The sequence below is a fragment of the Mycobacterium sp. 1164985.4 genome, from assembly GCF_001668575.1.
Taxonomy (GTDB): Bacteria; Actinomycetota; Actinomycetes; order Mycobacteriales; family Mycobacteriaceae; genus Mycobacterium.
In genome coordinates this window covers 21,020-39,695 of record NZ_LZMD01000066.1, presented here as the reverse complement: position 1 = coordinate 39,695, position 18,676 = coordinate 21,020, and the positions used below count along the sequence as shown (strand labels likewise).

14 protein-coding genes are annotated in these 18,676 nt (G+C 65.2%); 5 read left to right on the top strand and 9 right to left on the bottom strand.

Annotated elements, in window-relative coordinates; translation table 11 throughout:
- Positions 1 to 161: 161 nt before the first annotated feature.
- On the bottom strand, positions 162 to 371 hold the full coding sequence (locus tag A5650_RS13390; protein ID WP_067291813.1) for a hypothetical protein: 210 nt from the start codon (positions 369 to 371) through the stop codon (positions 162 to 164).
- Between the two features lie 39 nt (positions 372 to 410).
- Between A5650_RS13390 and fdhD the strand changes: the two genes are divergently transcribed.
- Positions 411 to 1,235, top strand: coding sequence for a formate dehydrogenase accessory sulfurtransferase FdhD (gene fdhD / locus A5650_RS13385; RefSeq protein ID WP_067291811.1), 825 nt, complete (start codon positions 411 to 413; stop codon positions 1,233 to 1,235).
- Positions 1,236 to 1,247: 12 nt separating this feature from the next.
- On the opposite strand, the gene A5650_RS13380 is transcribed toward fdhD, so the two are convergent.
- Positions 1,248 to 2,096 (bottom strand): alpha/beta fold hydrolase, encoded by an 849-nt coding sequence (locus A5650_RS13380; RefSeq protein ID WP_067291807.1) that lies wholly within the window; start codon positions 2,094 to 2,096, stop codon positions 1,248 to 1,250.
- Positions 2,097 to 2,420 carry an acyl carrier protein gene (locus A5650_RS13375; RefSeq protein ID WP_067291804.1) on the bottom strand — a complete coding sequence of 108 codons (324 nt, stop codon included), beginning with the start codon at positions 2,418 to 2,420 and terminating at the stop codon, positions 2,097 to 2,099.
- 523 nt (positions 2,421 to 2,943) lie between these two features.
- Between A5650_RS13375 and A5650_RS13370 the strand changes: the two genes are divergently transcribed.
- The 4 genes from A5650_RS13370 to A5650_RS13355 are packed head-to-tail and all read left to right on the top strand — an operon-like array spanning position 2,944 to position 12,342.
- A complete protein-coding gene (locus tag A5650_RS13370) occupies positions 2,944 to 4,641 on the top strand; it encodes a fatty acyl-AMP ligase (RefSeq protein WP_067291801.1) in 1,698 nt (565 codons plus the stop codon).
- The gene (locus tag A5650_RS13365; RefSeq protein ID WP_067291798.1) at positions 4,638 to 8,801 is read left to right on the top strand and encodes a type I polyketide synthase; all 4,164 of its coding nucleotides are present in this window, start codon (positions 4,638 to 4,640) and stop codon (positions 8,799 to 8,801) included. The genes A5650_RS13370 and A5650_RS13365 overlap by 4 nt, the downstream gene beginning before the upstream one ends.
- Positions 8,798 to 9,499, top strand: coding sequence for a thioesterase II family protein (locus A5650_RS13360; protein ID WP_082950749.1), 702 nt, complete (start codon positions 8,798 to 8,800; stop codon positions 9,497 to 9,499). Before A5650_RS13365 ends, A5650_RS13360 begins: the two co-directional genes overlap by 4 nt.
- Positions 9,493 to 12,342 carry an MMPL family transporter gene (locus A5650_RS13355; protein WP_067291795.1) on the top strand — a complete coding sequence of 950 codons (2,850 nt, stop codon included), beginning with the start codon at positions 9,493 to 9,495 and terminating at the stop codon, positions 12,340 to 12,342. The genes A5650_RS13360 and A5650_RS13355 overlap by 7 nt, the downstream gene beginning before the upstream one ends.
- 139 nt (positions 12,343 to 12,481) lie before the next feature.
- Here A5650_RS13355 and A5650_RS13350 read toward each other — a convergent pair whose 3' ends face one another.
- The 6 genes from A5650_RS13350 to tig all read right to left on the bottom strand — a co-directional run bounded on the left by A5650_RS13350 (position 12,482) and on the right by tig (position 18,644).
- A complete protein-coding gene (locus A5650_RS13350; protein WP_067292006.1) occupies positions 12,482 to 13,729 on the bottom strand; it encodes an MFS transporter in 1,248 nt (415 codons plus the stop codon).
- 155 nt (positions 13,730 to 13,884) lie between these two features.
- Positions 13,885 to 15,165, bottom strand: a complete 1,281-nt coding sequence (clpX, locus tag A5650_RS13345; RefSeq protein WP_067291792.1) for an ATP-dependent Clp protease ATP-binding subunit ClpX — start codon at positions 15,163 to 15,165, stop codon at positions 13,885 to 13,887.
- A gap of 293 nt (positions 15,166 to 15,458) precedes the next feature.
- Complete coding sequence (locus A5650_RS13340) at positions 15,459 to 15,782, bottom strand: hypothetical protein (protein WP_067291788.1); 324 nt, start codon at positions 15,780 to 15,782, stop codon at positions 15,459 to 15,461.
- 92 nt (positions 15,783 to 15,874) lie between these two features.
- Positions 15,875 to 16,534, bottom strand: a complete 660-nt coding sequence (locus A5650_RS13335) for an ATP-dependent Clp protease proteolytic subunit (protein ID WP_067291785.1) — start codon at positions 16,532 to 16,534, stop codon at positions 15,875 to 15,877.
- Positions 16,531 to 17,193 carry an ATP-dependent Clp protease proteolytic subunit gene (locus tag A5650_RS13330; protein ID WP_082950747.1) on the bottom strand — a complete coding sequence of 221 codons (663 nt, stop codon included), beginning with the start codon at positions 17,191 to 17,193 and terminating at the stop codon, positions 16,531 to 16,533. The genes A5650_RS13335 and A5650_RS13330 overlap by 4 nt, the downstream gene beginning before the upstream one ends.
- A 47-nt stretch (positions 17,194 to 17,240) precedes the next feature.
- Entirely contained in the window at positions 17,241 to 18,644 is a 1,404-nt protein-coding gene (gene tig / locus A5650_RS13325) for a trigger factor (protein WP_067291783.1), read from the bottom strand.
- Positions 18,645 to 18,676 lie beyond the last annotated feature (32 nt).

The window sequence follows — 18,676 nt, the reverse complement described above, 5'->3', positions numbered from 1 at the left end:
CCGTAAGCAGGGAGTCGAACGTACAGCTCAGCCGATGTGTTGATCGCTCACGTGAGACAAAACTGTGTTGTTCGTCACGTCCGCGAGACAATAATTCTAAGGAAATGGTTACCGCTCAGTAGCCGCTAGCTAGCACCTTCCCGGCGCTGGTCGTCGCGCCGTCAGCCGCGATCTGCTGCCGTCTCCGCGCGCCGCTGGTGCCAGCGCAGACGCAGGAGCAGCAGGTTGCGGTGCGCGCGGAAGCCGGCCGACAGCGGGTCACGCCAGACCGGCGTGCGGCGGTGCGGTTGCAGTTCGTTGGGCACCCATACATTGTGCCGTCCGGATGACGACGACGCCGCTTCGAGCGCTGGCGTCGTGATGAACAGCACGGAAACGTTATCTATGACCGTCCGGCCTACGGTGGTGTCATGGGTCGGGTCACAGCCAGGCGGCGGGTACAGCACGTGACCATGGACGCCGCGGTGGCGCGGCCGGAGACCCTCGCCGTCGAGGAACCTCTGGAGATCCGGGCCAACGGCGCCCCCGTCACTGTGACGATGCGCACGCCGGGCTCCGATGTCGAGCTGGCTCAGGGTTTTCTGCTCACCGAGGGTGTGATCGGGGGGCGTGACGACGTCGTGACGGCGCGCTATTGCAAGGGCACGGGCACCGACCAGCTCAACACCTACAACGTGCTCGACGTGACGCTGGCGCCCGGCGTCGCTATGCCCGACACCGATGTGACCCGCAACTTCTACACCACATCATCGTGCGGGGTGTGCGGTAAGGCGTCGCTCGAGGCCGTCCAGCTGAGCAGCCGGCATGCGCCCGGCGACGACCCGTCGACCGTCTCCGCCGAGACGCTGGCAGCGCTGCCGGCGAGGCTGCGCAAGGCCCAGAAGGTGTTCGCCAGCACCGGCGGCCTGCACGGCGCGGCCCTCTTCGACAGCGACGGCACCACCCTCGTCGTCCGCGAAGACATCGGCCGCCACAACGCCGTCGACAAGGTCATCGGTTGGGCGGTGGAGCAGAACCGCGTCCCGCTGACGGGAACCGTGCTGCTGGTCAGCGGGCGCGCATCGTTCGAACTTACGCAGAAGGCGGTGATGGCGGGCATCCCGGTGCTGGCCGCGGTGTCGGCGCCGTCGTCGCTGGCCGCCGATCTGGCCGCGGCGTCCGGGCTCACGCTGGTGGCCTTCCTTCGGGGCGAGTCGATGAACGTTTACACCCGGCCCGATCGCATCGCCCGCTGACGCGCTCCGCCGCTAGGCCGCGAGCGCGAGCGTGTCGACCACGGTGTCACCTGCCCCCGCGATGAAGTCGTCGATGAGTTCCGCGACCGTCTCGGGTCGTTGGAGCTGCGGGTCATGGCCCGCCCCGGGGATGATGGTCAGTCGACTGCCCGGCAGGGCAGCGTGTGCGGCGTACGCGTGTGCGACGGGGATGACCCGGTCGTTTTCGCCGCCGATGATCTGGGCCGGCAGATCCGCCAAAGCATGCAGGCAAGCCAGCGCCGATGCCGCATGGCCACGGTGATTGACGACCGAACGCAACGTCTGAAGAAATACCCGCCGGTCATCGCGACTCGGGATCAAACCCTGCAGCCTCGAAGGTCCGCCGGTCCAGATCGCGCGGCCCGCAGCGATCAGCGGCAACATGATTCCCGTGCCAGGAACCGACAACGTCCTCAGTAGAGCCGTGACCTCCGGGCCGAAGCCGCCACTGTTGAGCAGGACCAGTCGCTTGCAGTAGCCACGGTGCCGTGCTGCGAACGTCATGGCCACTCCGCCGCCGAGGGAGTGCCCGACCACCGTGACCTCGCCGATGCCGAGGGTATCCAGCAGGCCGCGTAGGAGGCGCGCAAAGACGGCCGGTGAGTATTCGCAGTGCGGTTTGTCCGATCGGCCATGGCCCAGAAGATCTGGCGCGATGACCCGATACTTCTTTGCGAGCTTCGGCATCATCTCTCGCCAACTCGCCGAACTCCCGCCGAGGCCGTGAACCAGCAACAGCACCTCGCCCGTTCCGGCCTCGCGGTACGCGATCCGGTGGCCGTCGACGGTGACGACCTCACAATCATGTGTGTGATTGGGGTGGCGCGCGATGGCGACCATTTAAGCCACCACCTCGTGCTGTTCGGTGACGGCAGCGCTGATGAATTCGGCGATGTGCGAAAGGGTCGGGTAGTCGAAGATCATCGTTGGATCGACATCGATGTCGAATTCCAATTCGACATCGCCGACGAGGCCGACCGCGTGTACCGAATCCACCCCCATCTCGGCGAGCGGGACACTCGGATCGATTGTGGACGGGGATATTTCCAGATGGAAAGCGAGCCGAGTCGCGAGCCAATTCATGATCGAACGATCCGGACCGCGGAATCGGTGTGCGCTCAGCTTCGACGTGGAAGCGGTGCGAGCGATGGTGTTTGAAGTCATACATGGAATCGTGTTCCACCAGACATAGCTACCGGAATCGACGCGAGGCCAGAGTTCGCTCGTGCACCGATAGGATTTCCTATCCGCCCGGGAAGGGCGCGACGCATCCTGGTGCCGTGCCGGTGGCCCCCTTGACGGTCTTGCCGACCGCGGCAGATGCCCGTGGACACCGGCAGCCAGCAAAGTTTTTGCCAAATCCACAATTCGGGTCCCTGGGATTGGCCGCCAATCTCGTTGAGAAGCAACGCGACCTCGCCCTTGATGGCTTGTCTTTGCAATGTCGGGAGGGCTACCATGAACAGCACAAAATTTGCTGGATGGGTCGCCAGTCCGCTGCCGCCACACGACTGCTCCTGCTGACACCCGACCATGGGCCGGATCCGACGGGGCGGACTCCTTCCACACCAAACCGCCGATCCTCAAAGAGAAGCGGTGTCAAGTGGCTCAATCGCACCAGCCCCCGCACGGCAGCGATCCGCACCAGTCTCTCGAGTCCGAAAGTCTCGTCGGGCGACTACGGTCGGTGTTCGAAACTGCCGGTGACACTGTTAGATTCGTGTTTCTCCAGGAATCCGGTCGCACTCTCGTCGAGGATGTGGCGACCCTGGGCGCCCTCGACCGCAACGCGCGCGAAATCGCGGTGTGGCTGCGTTCTGAGCAAATCACCCGGCCGGTGCTGCTTCTATTCGAACCCGGGCTGGAGTTCTGGCGAGCCTTCCTCGGCTGCCTCTACGCCGGAGTGGTCGCGGTGCCTACACCATTGCCCGTCGATGAACGCAGCATGGAGCGAGTCGCCCGGATCATGCACGACGCCGAGGCGGCTCTGGCGCTTACCAGCGCGAATCTGCACGATGCGCTCTCTTCCGGGATCGACGCCCTCGGCCTGGACCGGCCCATCTCGTGCGTGGCGACGAACGGGGCACCCCTTCTGGGCGCCACCGACTGGACCATGCCGTCGGTCACCTCAGAGAGCGTTGCCTTCCTGCAGTACACCTCGGGCTCGACGGGCGATCCCAAAGGTGTCGCGGTCACCCACGGCAATCTCGTGAGCAACCTGGCCACCATCTCCGAAGCCCTCAGGCTCGACTCGGCGACGACCCTCGTCGGTTGGATTCCGCATTTCCACGACATGGGCCTGATCAGCGTGCTCACCGCCTTCTACGTCGGCGGAGACATCGTGGGAATGTCGCCCCTTGCATTCCTCAAGCAACCGATCCGCCTGCTGAAGGCGATCAGTGATCACCACGGGACCATCTGTGCCGCACCCAATTTCACCTACGACGTGATCGCACGTCGGGTGAGCCCGGAGCATTTGGCCGGTATCGACCTTTCCAGCTGGGATATCGCGCTCAACGGCGCTGAGCCGGTACGCCGCCGCACCATCGAACGTGTCAGTTCGACCCTTGCCCCGGCCGGATTCAAGTCGTCGGCGATGCGCCCGACCTACGGCATGGCCGAAGTGACACTGATGGCTACCGTCGGCGGCGGAACCCCGCGCTACCTCGATGCCGACGCCGAGACACTGGAGCGCAACCGCTACGCGCCCGCCTCCGCCCGGGCAATCAGCCTCGTCAGCTGCGGCGCTCCCGCACCGGGCGTCGAGGTTCGCATAGTCGATGCCGAAACGCGCCACCTCCTCGAGGAGGATTTCGTCGGCGAGATCTGGCTGCGCAGCGCGAGTGTCGCCAGCGGCTACTACAACCGCCCTGCCGAGACCGACGACCGCTTCCACGCGCACACCGTCGACGGCGCAGGCCCCTTCCTGCGCACAGGGGATCTCGGATTCCTGCACGACGGCGAGCTTTTCGTCACCGGCCGGTGCAAAGATTTGTTGATCGTCAACGGCCGCAACCTCTACCCCCAGGACATCGAGGAGTTCATCCAAGACCTACACCCTGCCGTCGCCGGTTCACGGGGCGTGGCGGTCGCGGTGGACATCAATGACGGTGAACGGCTGGTCATCATTCAGGCCGTAAAACCTGAACTGCTCGGCGATACGACTTACGAGGAACTCTCCGCCGCCATCAAGAGGGCAGCCGCCCGCACCTTCGAAATGCCCGCTCCCAGCGTAATTTTCGTCAGCCGCGCAGGCATCCATCTGACCACGAGCGGAAAGGTGCAGCGCGCCTCGATGCGCGCCGCCTTCCTCAACGGGGAGCTTACCCATGTGGTTCACGAAAGCGTCGATTCGGCAGTGCGTCTTCAGGAGGCGATCGCATGACCGATATCGCCGTTGTAGGCCTCGACTGCCGATTTCCGAAGGCTGACGATGTCACGGCATTGTGGAATCTGCTTCTCGACGGGGCGGACGGTGTCGACGAGATCGGTTCGGAGCGGTGGGATCCGGCCGAATTGATGGCCGATGGCACCATCAACCACCGCGAAGGCGGACTGATCCGCGACGCCGACGCGTTCGACAACGATTTCTTCGGGATCACGCCGCGCGAAGCGAAGGCGATGGATCCCCAACAGCGCCTGCTGCTGCAAACCGCCTGGCGCGCGCTGGAGAATGCGACGCTGGACCCGCGCGGCCAAGCCGGATCCAACACGGGCGTGTTCGTCGGCGTGATGGCCAACGAATGGGCGCACATTCACATGCGTGACTACCGCGCGATCACCGCTCAATCGGGCTCCGGGAACGGGTATTTCATGACGGCCAACCGACTGTCGTACCAACTCGATCTCAGGGGCCCCAGCTTGGCGGTCGATACTGCGTGTTCATCATCGCTGGTGGCCGTCCACCTGGCCGCCAAATCGCTGCGAGACCGCGAGTGCGACCAGGCCATCGCCGCCGGCGTGAATCTGGCCCTCACCCCGGCACTCAACGCCTTCTACACACAAGCAGGTCTCGCAGCCCCAGACGGTCGCTGCAAACCGTTCAGCGGCGGCGCCGACGGAATCGGGCGCGGCGAAGGGGTAGCCGCGCTGGTGCTGTGTCGTCTCGACGATGCGGCCGCGGCGAAACTGCCGATCTACGCTCTACTCAAGGGCAGCGCGGTCAATAGCGACGGCCGCAGCAACGGCATCACTGCACCTAGCAGGTGGGCGCAGCAGCAGGTCGTCGCCGTGGCGTGCGAGGCCGCAGGGATAGCGCCCGCACAGGTGAGTTTCCTCGAGGCGCACGGCACAGGGACGCTGCTGGGGGACATGATCGAAGCCAAAGCCCTCGCCCATCATCACCGGTCGCGGCGTGGCGAGCCGTGCGCGTTGGGCTCAATCAAGGGCAACCTCGGCCACACCGAAGGCGCAGCCGGCATCGCCGGGCTCATCAAAGCGGCGCTCAGCTTGCACCACCGGGTGGTCCCGCCATCCCGATTCGCCGATAGCGAGAACGCCCAACTCCGCCTCGCCGCGGGTGGATTACGACTCGTGACCGAACCGATGAGTCTTCCCGCGGAGACCGTCTACGCAGGGGTGTCCAGCTTCGGGATCGGAGGCACCAACTGTCATGTGGTGCTTGCGAGCGCGCCTCCTCCGGTTCCTCCGCCGGACGTTGCGGGCGGCGGAATCCTCACGCTGTCGGCGGACTGCCAGGAAGCCCTGCACCGCAATTCCATTCAGCTTGCCGACGAGTTGGAGAGCTCTGACGCACCGATGGCGCAGCTGTGCTGGTCGACCAATCGGATCAAGAGTTCGGGCAAAGCCCGGCTCGCGATCCCAGCCCGCGACCGCTCTGAAACAATCAAAACGCTGCGCACTCTGGACGCTGTGACCGCTACCGCCGGCCCCATATCGGCCGGTTGGTTGTTCAACGGCCAAGGTACCCAATATCCGGGCATGGGCAGTGGCCTCTACGAAGAGAGCGCTGTCTTCCGCGCCGCATTCGATGAAGTCGACTCGGCGATGACACCGCACATCGGTCGGCATCTGCGCGACGTCATGGCGGAGAACCGCGTAAACAACACTGAATTCGCTCAGCCGGCGATCTTCGCCCTGCAATGCGCGCAGGCCATGGCGCTATTGGACCTCGGTGCCGAGCCGGCGTGGCTGCTTGGGCACAGTATCGGGGAGTACGCCGCTGCCGTCATCGCCGAGGTGTTCAGTCTCGATGACGCTTGTCGGCTGGTGGCGGCACGCGGCCGGCTCATGGGATTGTTGCCGCCTGGTGGCGGCATGCTCGCGGTCCGCGCCGACCCCGCGGAACTGTCCAACCTTCCGCTGGACGTCGCGTCGATCAACGGGCCCGCCGAAGTCGTCTTGTCGGGGCCGTTGCCCGATATCGATGAAACCGCGCGTTCGCTGCAGGAGGCGGGGATCACCACACGAAAGCTCAATGTCTCCCATGCTTTTCATTCCCGGCTGATGGAGCCGATGATCGCCGATTTCGCCGGCATCGCGCATCAGTGCTCCTATCACCCGCCCATTCTTCCGATTTTCTCGACGCTGCGGGGCCGGTTGCTTGGCGATGACGAGCCGCTCGGTCCGGACTACTGGATCGACCACATCGGTAGCACCGTCTTGTTCGCCGACGCAGTGACCGAGGCGCTGCAAGCCCAGCCGACACACCTCGTCGAGTTCGGCGCCAAACGCACACTCGGGGCGATGATCACTCGTGCGCACGCGGCTGCCCCTCCGGCGCTGGCGGTCGAGACCGGCATTGCCGAGACCATCGCCGTGCTCTATTGCGCCGGCCTCAATCCGAACTGGAACCTGCTGTATCCCAATGAAGCTCAGGTTCCCCGTCGGCTGCGCGGCTATGTCTTTTCAGTCGCCAATCGCTATTGGATCGACGAGCAAACGCCCACCCCGAACGCCTCTTCAGCCGTCGCTTCGAAGGATTCCACGATGGACAATCTCATCGCCTTGTTTCGCGAACAGGCCGCCGTGCTCGCAGCGTACAACCACGGCGTCGCCGCCTCGGCAGCGGAATTGCCGCCGGCGCCGACGCTCACCCGAGACGTCGTTGATGTCGTACTCGCGGAGGTCGCCCGTGTCAGCGGATACCCCCAAAGCGCGCTTCGCACAACGCAGTCCATCACCGGCGACCTCGGTTTCGACTCCATCATGGTCACTGATCTATTCAGCGGCCTAGCCCAGAAACTCCCGGGGGTGACCATCGATGCCGCGGACTTCGGTCCGACCACCACCGTCGCCGAGTTGATAGCGATGGCCGGCGGAGGCGCACTCGCGCCGCCCATCGACGTTGCGGGGCCCACGCCCACCGTGTCACCACAGACGAGCATCGGCGACTTCGAGGAGGTCAAGGCGCTATTCGACCGGTTCAGTCTCCTCGGCGCGGCCGGCGTGGACAATCCCTACTTCCTGGTCAATGACGGCATCACCCGCGATACCTCGATCATCCACGGCACCGAGACCATCAACTTCTCGAGCTACAACTACCTTGGCATGTCGGGGCACCCAGCAGTGGAGCAAGCCGTGGTGGACGCGGTACACCGCTGGGGCAGCTCCTGCTCGGCTTCGCGGCTGCTCTCCGGTGAGAAGCCGGTGCACCGAGAATTAGAGCTCGAGTTGACACGGTTCCTCGGCACCGAGGACGCGATCGCATTGGTCAGCGGCCACGCCACGAATGTCACCGTGATCGGACACCTTCTCGGCGAGCATGACCTGGTCATCCACGACAGCCTCGCCCACGACAGCATTCTGCAGGGCTGCGCGCTCTCGGGCGCCACCCGCAGACCGTTCCCCCACAACAACCCCGCCGCTCTCGACGAATTACTCGGTCGCATCCGCGGTCAGTATCGCCGGGTGTTGATCATCATCGAAGGCATCTACAGCCAAGACGGTGACATTGCCGAACTGCCCGACTTCATCGACGTGAAACGCAGACACGGCGCGCTGCTCATGATCGACGAGGCCCACAGCATCGGCGTACTCGGCAATACCGGCGCCGGCATCGGCGAACACTTCAACGTCGATCGGGCAGACGTGGACTTGTGGTCCGGAACCATGTCGAAGGCCCTCGCTGGTTGCGGCGGCTACGTCGCGGGGAGCCACGAGCTCATCGAGTTCCTCAAGTACACGACACCGGGTTTCATCTACAGCGTCGGCATGCCACCCCCCACCGCGGCAGCATCGCTCGCGGCCATCCGTACTATTCGACGCGAACCGATGCATCTACGTCAGCTCAGGACGCTGTCCACATTGTTCTTGAATCTGGCGCAGGAGGCAGGGCTCGACACCGGCGACTCTCACGACACCCCGATCATTCCGGTCATCGTCGGCAACTCGTTGAATGCCCTGAAACTGTCCGACGCGCTGCTGTCCCGCCGCATCAATGTCAATCCGATCTTGTATCCCGCTGTGCCGGAGGACAAGACGCGACTGCGCTTCTTCGTCACCAGCTGCCACACCGACGAGCAAATCCGCTATGCGGTCAAGGCCGTTGCAGAGGAACTCGCGTCTCTGACCCAAGGTGCGTGAAACGCGTGAAGCTGTTCTGCTTCCCCCACGCCGGCGGTGGCGCGTCCATGTTCAAAGGATGGCAGCAGCCCCTCGGTCCCCGCACCGAAGTCGTCGCCGTCGACGTAGCGCATCGCGAGCGCTTCCCGATGTTGAGAGACCTTGTCGATGAGGTCCACCGCCAGCTCTACGGAGAACTCGACGGCCCTCACGCCTTCTTCGGCCATAGTTTCGGCGCATTAGTGGCTTACCGGCTGGCGTGCCGTCGCGCGGTGGCCAAGCTGCGTCTCCCCGGCATACTCGTGCTGTCCTCCTACGCGGCGCCACATCTCCCGCCGCCGCTACCCAGCGTCGAGCACCTTGACGACGACCTGCTGGCCACGCTGCTGACGCATCTGGGCGGCATCCCGCCTGAGCTCGGCCAGTTGCCGGTGCTGAGAGCAGCTGCCACCGCGGCGGCTCGAAATGATCTGCGGCTGTGCGAGACCGACGAGGACGATGCGGGCGTCGTCCTACCGTGTCCGATCCACGTCCTCGGCGGCTGTGACGACCCGCTTCTCGGCGAAGCCGACCTCGACCAATGGCGCGCACGAACATCTGGACGGTTCAGCGTGCAGATGCTGCCCGGCGGACACTTCTACCTGGCCGATCAGTCGCATCTGTTGAATGTGCTGCGACCTTTGCTATCCGAGGTGGCGATGGGCAACGCGAAATGTTGAAACGGCTGGCGCTTTTCACGGTGCGGTGGCCGAAAACCGTGCTGACGACGGTGATCGTTCTGTTGGCTCTCGGAGTCATTCTCGGCGGCAGCGTATCCGACAAGCTCGGAGTAGCAGGATTCACCGATCCCACGACCGAGGCCGCTCGCGCCGATGACTTCCTCGACCAGCACTTCGGCGCTACCCCCAATCTGGTGCTCCAAGTCGTGACGCGAGACGGCACCGTCGACGACCCGCGAGCCCTCGCCGTCGCGAACCAAGCGCGGCAGGCTGTAGAAGACGAAGAAGCCGCAAAGGTGATCGCCTCGTACACCGAACCTTCGGCCAACGACTTGCGCAGCCGCGACGGGCGGTCTGGTCTCGTCCTCGTGCACGTGGCGGGGACCGCGGACGAGGCGGCGAGAGCGGCGAGCCGCATCATCGAAAATCTTCCGGCCGAGGACGCGTCCGTCGCCGTCCGAGCCGGAGGCACATTGGGCGTGCAGATCGAAACAGAGGAACGGGTCAATCACGATCTGGTGGTCAGCGAAAGTATCGCGCTGCCGCTCTCTCTGATCGTGCTGATCATCGTCTTCGGGGGTGTCGTCGCTGCGCTGTTACCCGTCGCCGTCGGGGTCACCTCGATCGTGTTGACAATGGTGGTGTTGTTGGGGCTGGTCGCGGTGACCGACGTATCCATCCATGCGTTGACGGTCGCCACGGCGTTCGGTCTGGGACTCTCGATCGACTTCGGGCTCCTCATGGTGTCGCGATTCCGCGAGGAACGCGCCAACGGCCGAGAACACCGGGCGGCCATCGTGTCTACCGTGACAAGCGCCGGACGCACCATCGTGTTCTCCTCGGCGACAGTCACCGCGGCCATGACTGGCCTTCTCGTATTCCCGGTGTACTTCGTGCGATCCGTTGGCCTAGCCGCGATCTCCGTGGTCGTCCTCGCGGCGCTGAGCGCAGTTGTGCTGCTACCGGCTCTGTTGATGCTGCTCGGCGCCCGCGTCGACGCGCTGCGCATCTTCCGACGCAAGATTCAGGTCTCGGCCGACTCGGCGTTCTGGCGTCGCTGCGCCCGGGCGGTGATCCGCAGGCCCCTGTGGTATGCCCTCCCCCTGGTCGCGGCGTTGCTGGCGCTGGGCATCCCGTTCCTGCACGTTCAACTCGCCACCCCGGATGAGCGAGCGCTGCCGGCGGACTCTGATGCACGCATGCTCACCGAATCGCTGCGCCGGGATTACCCGGTTGACCTGTCGCAGGCCGTGACGCTGGTGACCTCGATTGACGCGAAAGCGCTGACACGACTCGCAGTCCCGGTCTCGCGCATGGACAACGTGGTACGCGTCGAGGGCCCAATCGGCGCATACGAAGGTGGGAATCGCATCCCCACACCAACCTCGCCGCCCATGGCGACCGGGGCCGGCTACGCATTCGTGTATCTATCGGTCGACGCGGAATCGTCCGCCGCTCAACAAGTCGTGCGCGACATCCGTGCCCTGATCGGTGACGAGCAGGTGACAGTCGGAGGGCCCACGGCCAATCTCATCGACAGCCGTGCTGCGATCGCGGCCCGCCTTCCGTTGGCCATCACGCTCATGGCGGGCGCCACATTCGTAATGCTGTTCCTTTTCACCGGCAGCGTTGTCGTGCCGATCAAAGCCCTTCTCCTCAACGTGCTGGTGCTTTCCGCGGTGCTCGGTGTGATGGTGTTGATCTTCCAGGATGGGCACCTTACGGAGTTACTCGGCGTGACCCCCGCACCACTCAACCTGTCGATGGTTGTCCTATTGTGCTGCATCGCATTTAGCCTGTCGGTCGATTACGAGATCTTCCTTCTCAGCCGCATAAAGGAGGCACGCGACGACGGCATGTCGAATGACGATGCCATCGTTGCGGGTTTGGGGCGCGTCGGCCGGATCATCACCAGTGCGGCGATCCTGCTCACTATCACGCTGCTGTCCTTCGCCAACGGCCTGTCTTTCATGAAGATGTTCGGCATCGGTACGGCACTGGCAATCGTGATCGACGCCACGGTGATCCGCGGCGTCGTGGTTCCCGCGTTCCTGCGCCTCGCCGGCGAGCTGAATTGGTGGGCACCAGCGCCGTTGCGGCGACTACACGACCGGATCGGCTTGAGCGAAGCATCAATGGAACATGAGACCGTGCCGCCGACGACCGCACCAGAACCGCACACAGTGAAACTTCCCCTTCCGACCGGGGTGGACGACACGACCGTGCGGATCGCGGAGCCGCCCGAACCGGTTGTTCAGGTGGAAGTCCTTCCCGGTAACCACATCGTGGCCAATGTCGACGGCACCGTCATCGTCGTCGCTCACCGTGAGGCAGGGCCGCTCTCAGCCAAATCGTCTGCCGGGCAGGCCGTTTCGATGCTGTTGAAAACGGCGCGCCGTCGTCGACAGCTGGCGAGCGGCCTATCCGAGCTGACCGATGCGAATCGGTCGATGGCCGACTTCGCGGTGGTGTTACTCAACGCCAGGACCATTGACCTGTACCTGTATGGCGCGGTTACCGCATGGTTCGACACCGGAGCAACCTCCCGGATTATTCGCGGAGTTCCGGGAAGGCTGCAGGCTCACCAACAGATTCCGGTCGCCGTGGGAGCCAGCAGCGTTACCGTCGACGAAGAGGGCAACAGAGCACCTGCCGGAAGGCATCGGACCGGCGTGTACACGTTGACGGCGGGCACTGTGCCGGGGCGCGGTGTCGTCATCTGGACGGCTGCCCCGGTTCGGGTCCGTCAGGCGCCCTACGACGAGGCGACCGACCGAGTCCGCCGGGCCCCTTCTACATCGATCACCCGGGCCAATCCGATGCCGCCGGTCCGCGGCGTATGACGCTGCTCAAGCGCCGTTTGATCGCCGAACTCCCCCCACGGGCGATACCCCCATATCGCGGCTCGTTCCTTCCCTCATCGTCGTCAGGCCGTTGCTTGCGCGGCGCGATGCGTGTCAGCACGTGGTCCTCGACGGTCTCCTAGAGCCGCGATCCGACGGTCTCCGGCAACTTGGCGGTGCAGACCAGACTGACCGCCGCGAGGGCACCCATCATCACCGCGACGGCCCATACGCCGTACGAGTTGAGCAGCGTCGGGGAGATCACCGGCGGCAGCGCGCCGCCGATGACGGCGCCGAACGTGTGCGCCAGCGCGGCCCCGGTATAGCGGCACTGCGGCGCGAACATCTCCGGCAGGAAAGCCGCCAGCGGGCCCATGCACACACCGATCAGCGCGTAGGTCGCCACAATCGCGATGCCGAACCCCAGCCGGTTTCCGTTCTGCACCAACGGAAACAGCACGAACGACCACGGCACCGCGACGGCGAAGCCGACGGCGACGACGCGTTTGCGCCCGTAGGTGTCGCTGAGCATGGCCGCCGCGACGACGAACAACACCTGACACAGCCCACCGATCACGCCCACGAGCAGCACGAAGTTCGTCGAATAGTCCAAGTGGTCGGTGGCGTAGTGCGTGAAGAACGTACCGGCCTGGAAGACGAGCATCGGCGCACACACCGCGACGCCCGACGCCAGCAGCATCTGGCGGCCCTGGCGGCACAGCAGCGCCGCGATCGGGGTGGCCGGCTCGGCAGGCTCGTCGTCGAGCGCCGGGGAGTCCTCCACGCGCAGCCGGATGTAGAGCGCGGTCGCGATCAGCACCGCGGACAACAGGAACGGGATGCGCCACCCCCACTGCAGAAACGCGTCGTTGTGCGTGCCGAAGCCGAGGTGAACCAGCAGGAACACCATGTTGGCCATCACCACTGCTGTGCCGAGGCCGAGCTGGGTGAACATGCCGTAGAAACCGCGCCGGTGCGCGGGCGCGTTCTCGGCGCTGAGCAGCACCGCGCCGGCCCACTCGCCACCGACGGCGAAGCCCTGGATCAGCCGCATGGTGATGAGCAGCAGCGGTGCGGCGATGCCGATCGACGCGGTGCTGGGGATCAGTCCGACGCCGACAGTCGCGATGCCCATCAGCAGCAGCGTCATCACCAGCGTCTGCTTGCGGCCGATCCGGTCGCCGAAGTGGCCGAACACCGTCGCGCCGATCGGACGGGCCAGGAACGCGGCGGCGAAGGCGCCCAGCGCGGCCGTCGTCGCCATCACGTGACCCAGGTCGGGGAAGAACACCGACGGGAACACCAGCGCTGCCGCGGTGCCGTAGATGACGAAGTCGTAGAACTCGATGGCCGAGCCGACGTAGCCGGCAACCGAGATGCGTCGCAACGACGGGGGCGCAGGGGTGACCGCTGTAACCGAAGTCATGCCGACGATGTTCACAGCGTTGGCGTGCGAACTCCTCAGCGGATCGGACGATTACCGGGTGGAATCCGTTGTCCCCCAATCGGCGGACGCGTGCGACGCTCGCCGCTAGATCGTCGTCAGGCGGACTTGTCGCGGCGCTCCGGGCGCGACGGCTTGCGCGGCACGATGGTCGGCAGCACGTTGTCCTGGACGGTCTCCTTGGTGACAACCACCTTGGCGACGTCGTCGCGGCTCGGGATGTCGTACATCACCGGCAGCAGGACTTCCTCCATGATGGCGCGCAGACCACGGGCACCCGTGCCGCGGTGGATGGCCTGATCGGCGATCGCCTCGAGCGCCTCGTCGGTGAACTCCAGCTCGACACCGTCCATCTCGAACAGGCGGGTGTACTGCTTCACCAGCGCGTTCTTGGGCTTGGACAGGATCTGCACGAGCGAGTCCTTGTCCAGGTTGGTCACCGAAGCCACGACGGGTAGGCGGCCGATGAACTCCGGGATCAGCCCGAACTTGATCAGGTCTTCGGGCATGACCTCGGCGAAGTGGTCCTGGGTGTCGATCTCGGCCTTCGAGTGCACCTCGGCGCCGAAGCCCAGTCCGCGCTTGCCGACACGGTCGGAGACGATCTTCTCCAGACCGGCGAATGCGCCCGCGACGATGAACAACACATTGGTGGTGTCGATCTGGATGAATTCCTGGTGCGGGTGCTTGCGACCGCCCTGCGGGGGTACCGATGCCTGGGTCCCCTCCAGGATCTTCAGCAAAGCCTGCTGCACACCTTCACCGGAGACGTCGCGGGTGATCGACGGGTTCTCGCTCTTGCGGGCGATCTTGTCGACCTCGTCGATGTAGATGATGCCGGTCTCGGCGCGCTTGACGTCGTAATCGGCCGCCTGAATCAGCTTGAGCAGAATGTTCTCGACGTCCTCGCCCACGTACCCGGCTTCGGTCAGCGCGGTGGCGTCGGCGATGGCGAACGGGACATTGAGCATCTTGGCCAACGTCTGCGCCAGATAGGTCTTGCCGCAACCGGTCGGCCCGAGCATCAGGATGTTGGACTTGGCCAGTTCGACGGGCTCGGAACGCGAATCGCGGGTCTTCTCCCCCGCCTGAATCCGCTTGTAGTGGTTGTAGACCGCAACCGCGAGCGTGCGTTTGGCGGCGTCCTGCCCGATGACGTAACCCTCGAGAAAATCCCGGATTTCGGCCGGCTTGGGCAGTTCATCGAGTTTTACGTCGTCTGCGTCGGCGAGTTCTTCTTCGATGATCTCGTTGCAGAGATCGATGCACTCGTCGCAGATATAGACGCCCGGACCCGCAATGAGCTTCTTAACCTGCTTTTGACTCTTGCCGCAGAACGAGCACTTCAGCAGGTCACCGCCGTCTCCAATGCGCGCCATGGTGGTGGGGTCCTACTTTCCTCGCAGCCGGTGAAGCTTCTTTTCTGTGGTCGCCTCGGGTGGTGCACCCGACGCTACCCGTTTGTTCCCGCGCGAGGCGACCGATAAAGCCGAATCGCGCCAGTGGTATTCATCTGTATTCGCGCCAACATATCGTCTGATCACCCTCGGACCGCAGCGAACGCGCCGCCGTGTCTTTGGCGTGTCGTCGCCGTGACCGGACCGAGAGGCCGTCGGCACCCAAAGTACCCGTATTCGGGCGCCGTGCACGGTGCCGGGCGACTCCGTCGACTCTAGCGGCGTCCGGGTCCTGCGGGTCCCGGCCCGGCCGGTCCCGGACCGGCCGGACCCGGCCCGACGGGTCCCGGTCCGGCGGGGCCCGCCACCCCTCCGACACCGACGGGCCCCGCGGGGCCCACCACCGGAGCGGGATTCAGATACACGTTGACGTCGTTGGGGACGCATTGATCGGTGTACATGTCCCAGTACGTGCCCGCCGGGCAGGCCGGTTCTTGGGCCTGACCGATCGCGGGTGACGCGACGGAAGCCAGACTCCAGACCGCGGCCATGGCGGCCACTGGCGCCAATACCGAGCGTGCTCGCAACCCCACCGTCATCGCAGTACTCCCCTGCCGTCCCCTGGTGTGGCAGACAGCGTGCCACGCAGAACGGAGTCTCAGACCCCGTTTCGCGCGGTTCCGAGAGGTGTTCAGGCGGTCTGTGCCGACAGCTTGCGGTACTCCAGGACGGTGTCGATGACGCCGTACTCCTTGGCCTCATCGGCGGTCAGGATCTTGTCGCGGTCGGTGTCCTTGCGGATCTGCTCGGGCGTCCGGCCGGTGTGACGGGCCAGCGTCACCTCCATCAGCGTGCGCATCCGCTCGATCTCCTTGGCCTGGATCTCCAGGTCGGAGAACTGACCCTGGATGACGCCGGCGAGCGCGGGCTGGTGAATCAGCACGCGGGCGTTCGGCAGCGCCATGCGCTTGCCGGGCGTACCCGCCGCCAGCAACACTGCGGCGGCCGAGGCAGCCTGTCCGAGGCACACCGTCTGGATGTCGGCGCGCACGTACTGCATGGTGTCGTAGATCGCCATCAGCGAGGTGAACGAGCCGCCGGGCGAGTTGATGTACATCGTGATGTCGCGGTCGGGATCGAGCGACTCGAGCACCAGCAGCTGCGCCATGATGTCGTTCGCCGACGCGTCGTCGACCTGCACCCCGAGGAAGATGATGCGTTCCTCGAAGAGCTTGTTGTACGGGTTGGACTCCTTGACGCCGAAGCTGGAGTGCTCGATGAACGACGGCAGGATGTAGCGGGCCTGGGGCTGCAGGCGGGCGTCCAACGACGGATGGGTGTGATCGGTCATTTGTCTAGTCCTGCTCCTGGTCCTGAGCCGTTGACGCTCGCGCTGGTGATGATGTGGTCGACGAAGCCGTACTCGAGGGCCTCCTGCGCGGTGAACCAGCGGTCGCGGTCGGAGTCCGCTTCGATCCGCTCGATCGGCTGCCCGGTGAACTCGGCGTTCAGCCGGAACATCTCCTTCTTGATCACCGTGAACTGCTCGGCCTGGATGGCGATGTCGGCCGCGCTGCCGGTGACCCCGCCCAGCGGCTGGTGCATCAGGATGCGGGCGTGCGGCAGCGCGTAGCGCTTGCCCTTGGTACCCGCGGCGAGCAGGAACTCGCCCATCGAGGCGGCCATGCCCATGGCGTAGGTGGCGATGTCACACGGTGCCAGCACCATGGTGTCGTAGACCGCCATGCCGGCGCTGATCGAGCCGCCGGGCGAGTTGATGTAGAGGTGGATGTCCTTGGTGGGATCCTCGGCCGACAGCAGCAGAATCTGCGCGCAGAGCTTGTTGGCGATGTCGTCATCGACCTGTGAGCCCAGGAAGATGATCCGCTCCGCCAGCAACCGCTCATAGACCGAGTCGACAAGGTTGAGGCCTTGCGAGGCGCCACGCATGTGGGTCACGACTGGATACCTGCTTTCTTCAAGAGCTTGATACTCACCGACACTAACCAACCCGCGCGGGCGTGCAGTCCCTAGACGGGCCGCGTTCGCTCACAGCGTCACTTCGCGTCGGCCGACTCCTCGTCGGCTTCGGGCTCGGCGGCCTCCGAGGCCTCGTCGGGAGCTTCCTCGGTCTGCGCGTCGGAGCGGCCGAAGAACTCCGTGGTGTCGATCACGTTGCCGTCGGAGTCGGTGACGTTGGCGCCCTCGACGACCGCGGCGAGCGCCAGCCCGCGACGCACGTCGGCGAAGAGTGCGGGCAGCTGATTGTTCTGCTGCAGCGACTGGATCAGCTGCTGCGGCTGCAGGCCGTACTGCTGCGACATCAGCATCAGGCGCTCGGTGATGTCGTTCTGGCCGACCTGGACGTCGAGCTTGTCGGCGATCGCGTCGACGAGAAGCTGCGTCTTGACCGCCTTCTCCGCGTTGCTGCGGTTGTCGGCGTCGAACTCCTCGCGGCTGCTGCCCTGCGCCTCCAGGGCATCGGCGAGGCGTTCCTCGTCGTGGTCGAGTCCGTGGATCGCGTTGTGCAGCGCGTCGTCGATCTGGGCCTGCACCACCTTCTCCGGCAGCGGCACCTCGACCTGCTCGAGCAGCGTCTCGAGCACCTTGTCGCGGATCTGCTCGGCCTGCTGGACGCGCTTGGTCCGGCGGACCTGCTCGACGAGCGACTCCTTCAGCTCGTCGATGGTGTCGAACTCACTTGCCAGCTGGGCGAATTCGTCGTCGGGCTCCGGCAGCTCGCGCTCCTTGACCGACTTCACGGTGACGGTCACCTGAGCGTCCTCGCCGGCATGCTCACCGGCGGCCAGCTTGGTGGTGAAGGCGCGGGTCTCCCCCTCCTTGAGGCCGACGATCGCCTCGTCGAGGCCGTCGATCAGCTGGCCGGAGCCGACCTCGTGGGACAGGCCCTCGGTGGCCGCGTCGGGCAGTTCCTTGCCGTCCACGGTCGCGGACAGGTCGATGGAGACGAAGTCGCCGTTCTCGGCGGCGCGCTCGACACCCTTGAGCGTTCCGAAGCGGGCGCGCAGGGACTGCAGCTCGGCGTCGACCTCTTCGTCGGTGACCTCGATCGGGTCGACGGTCACCGTCAGCGTCGACAGGTCGGGAAGCTCGATCTCGGGGCGGATGTCGACCTCGGCCGTGAACGTGAGGTCCTCGCCGTACTCCTTGTTGGTGATCTCGATGTCGGGCTGGCCCAGCGGCTGCACCTCGGAGCTCGTGACCGCCTCGCTGTAGCGGCCGGGCAGGGCGTCACTGACGACCTGGTCGAGCATCGCCTCGCGGCCGACGCGCGCCTCGAGCAGCTTGCGCGGCGCCTTGCCGGGACGGAAGCCGGGCAACCGGACCTGCTTGGCCAGCTGCGCGAACGCACGGTCGAAGTCGGGTTCGAGCTCAGTGAAGGGCACCTCCACGTTGATGCGAACCCGGGTGGGGCTCAACTTCTCGACGGTGCTCTTCACGATCTGCTCCTTGTTGTTCTGGTCGGTCGATG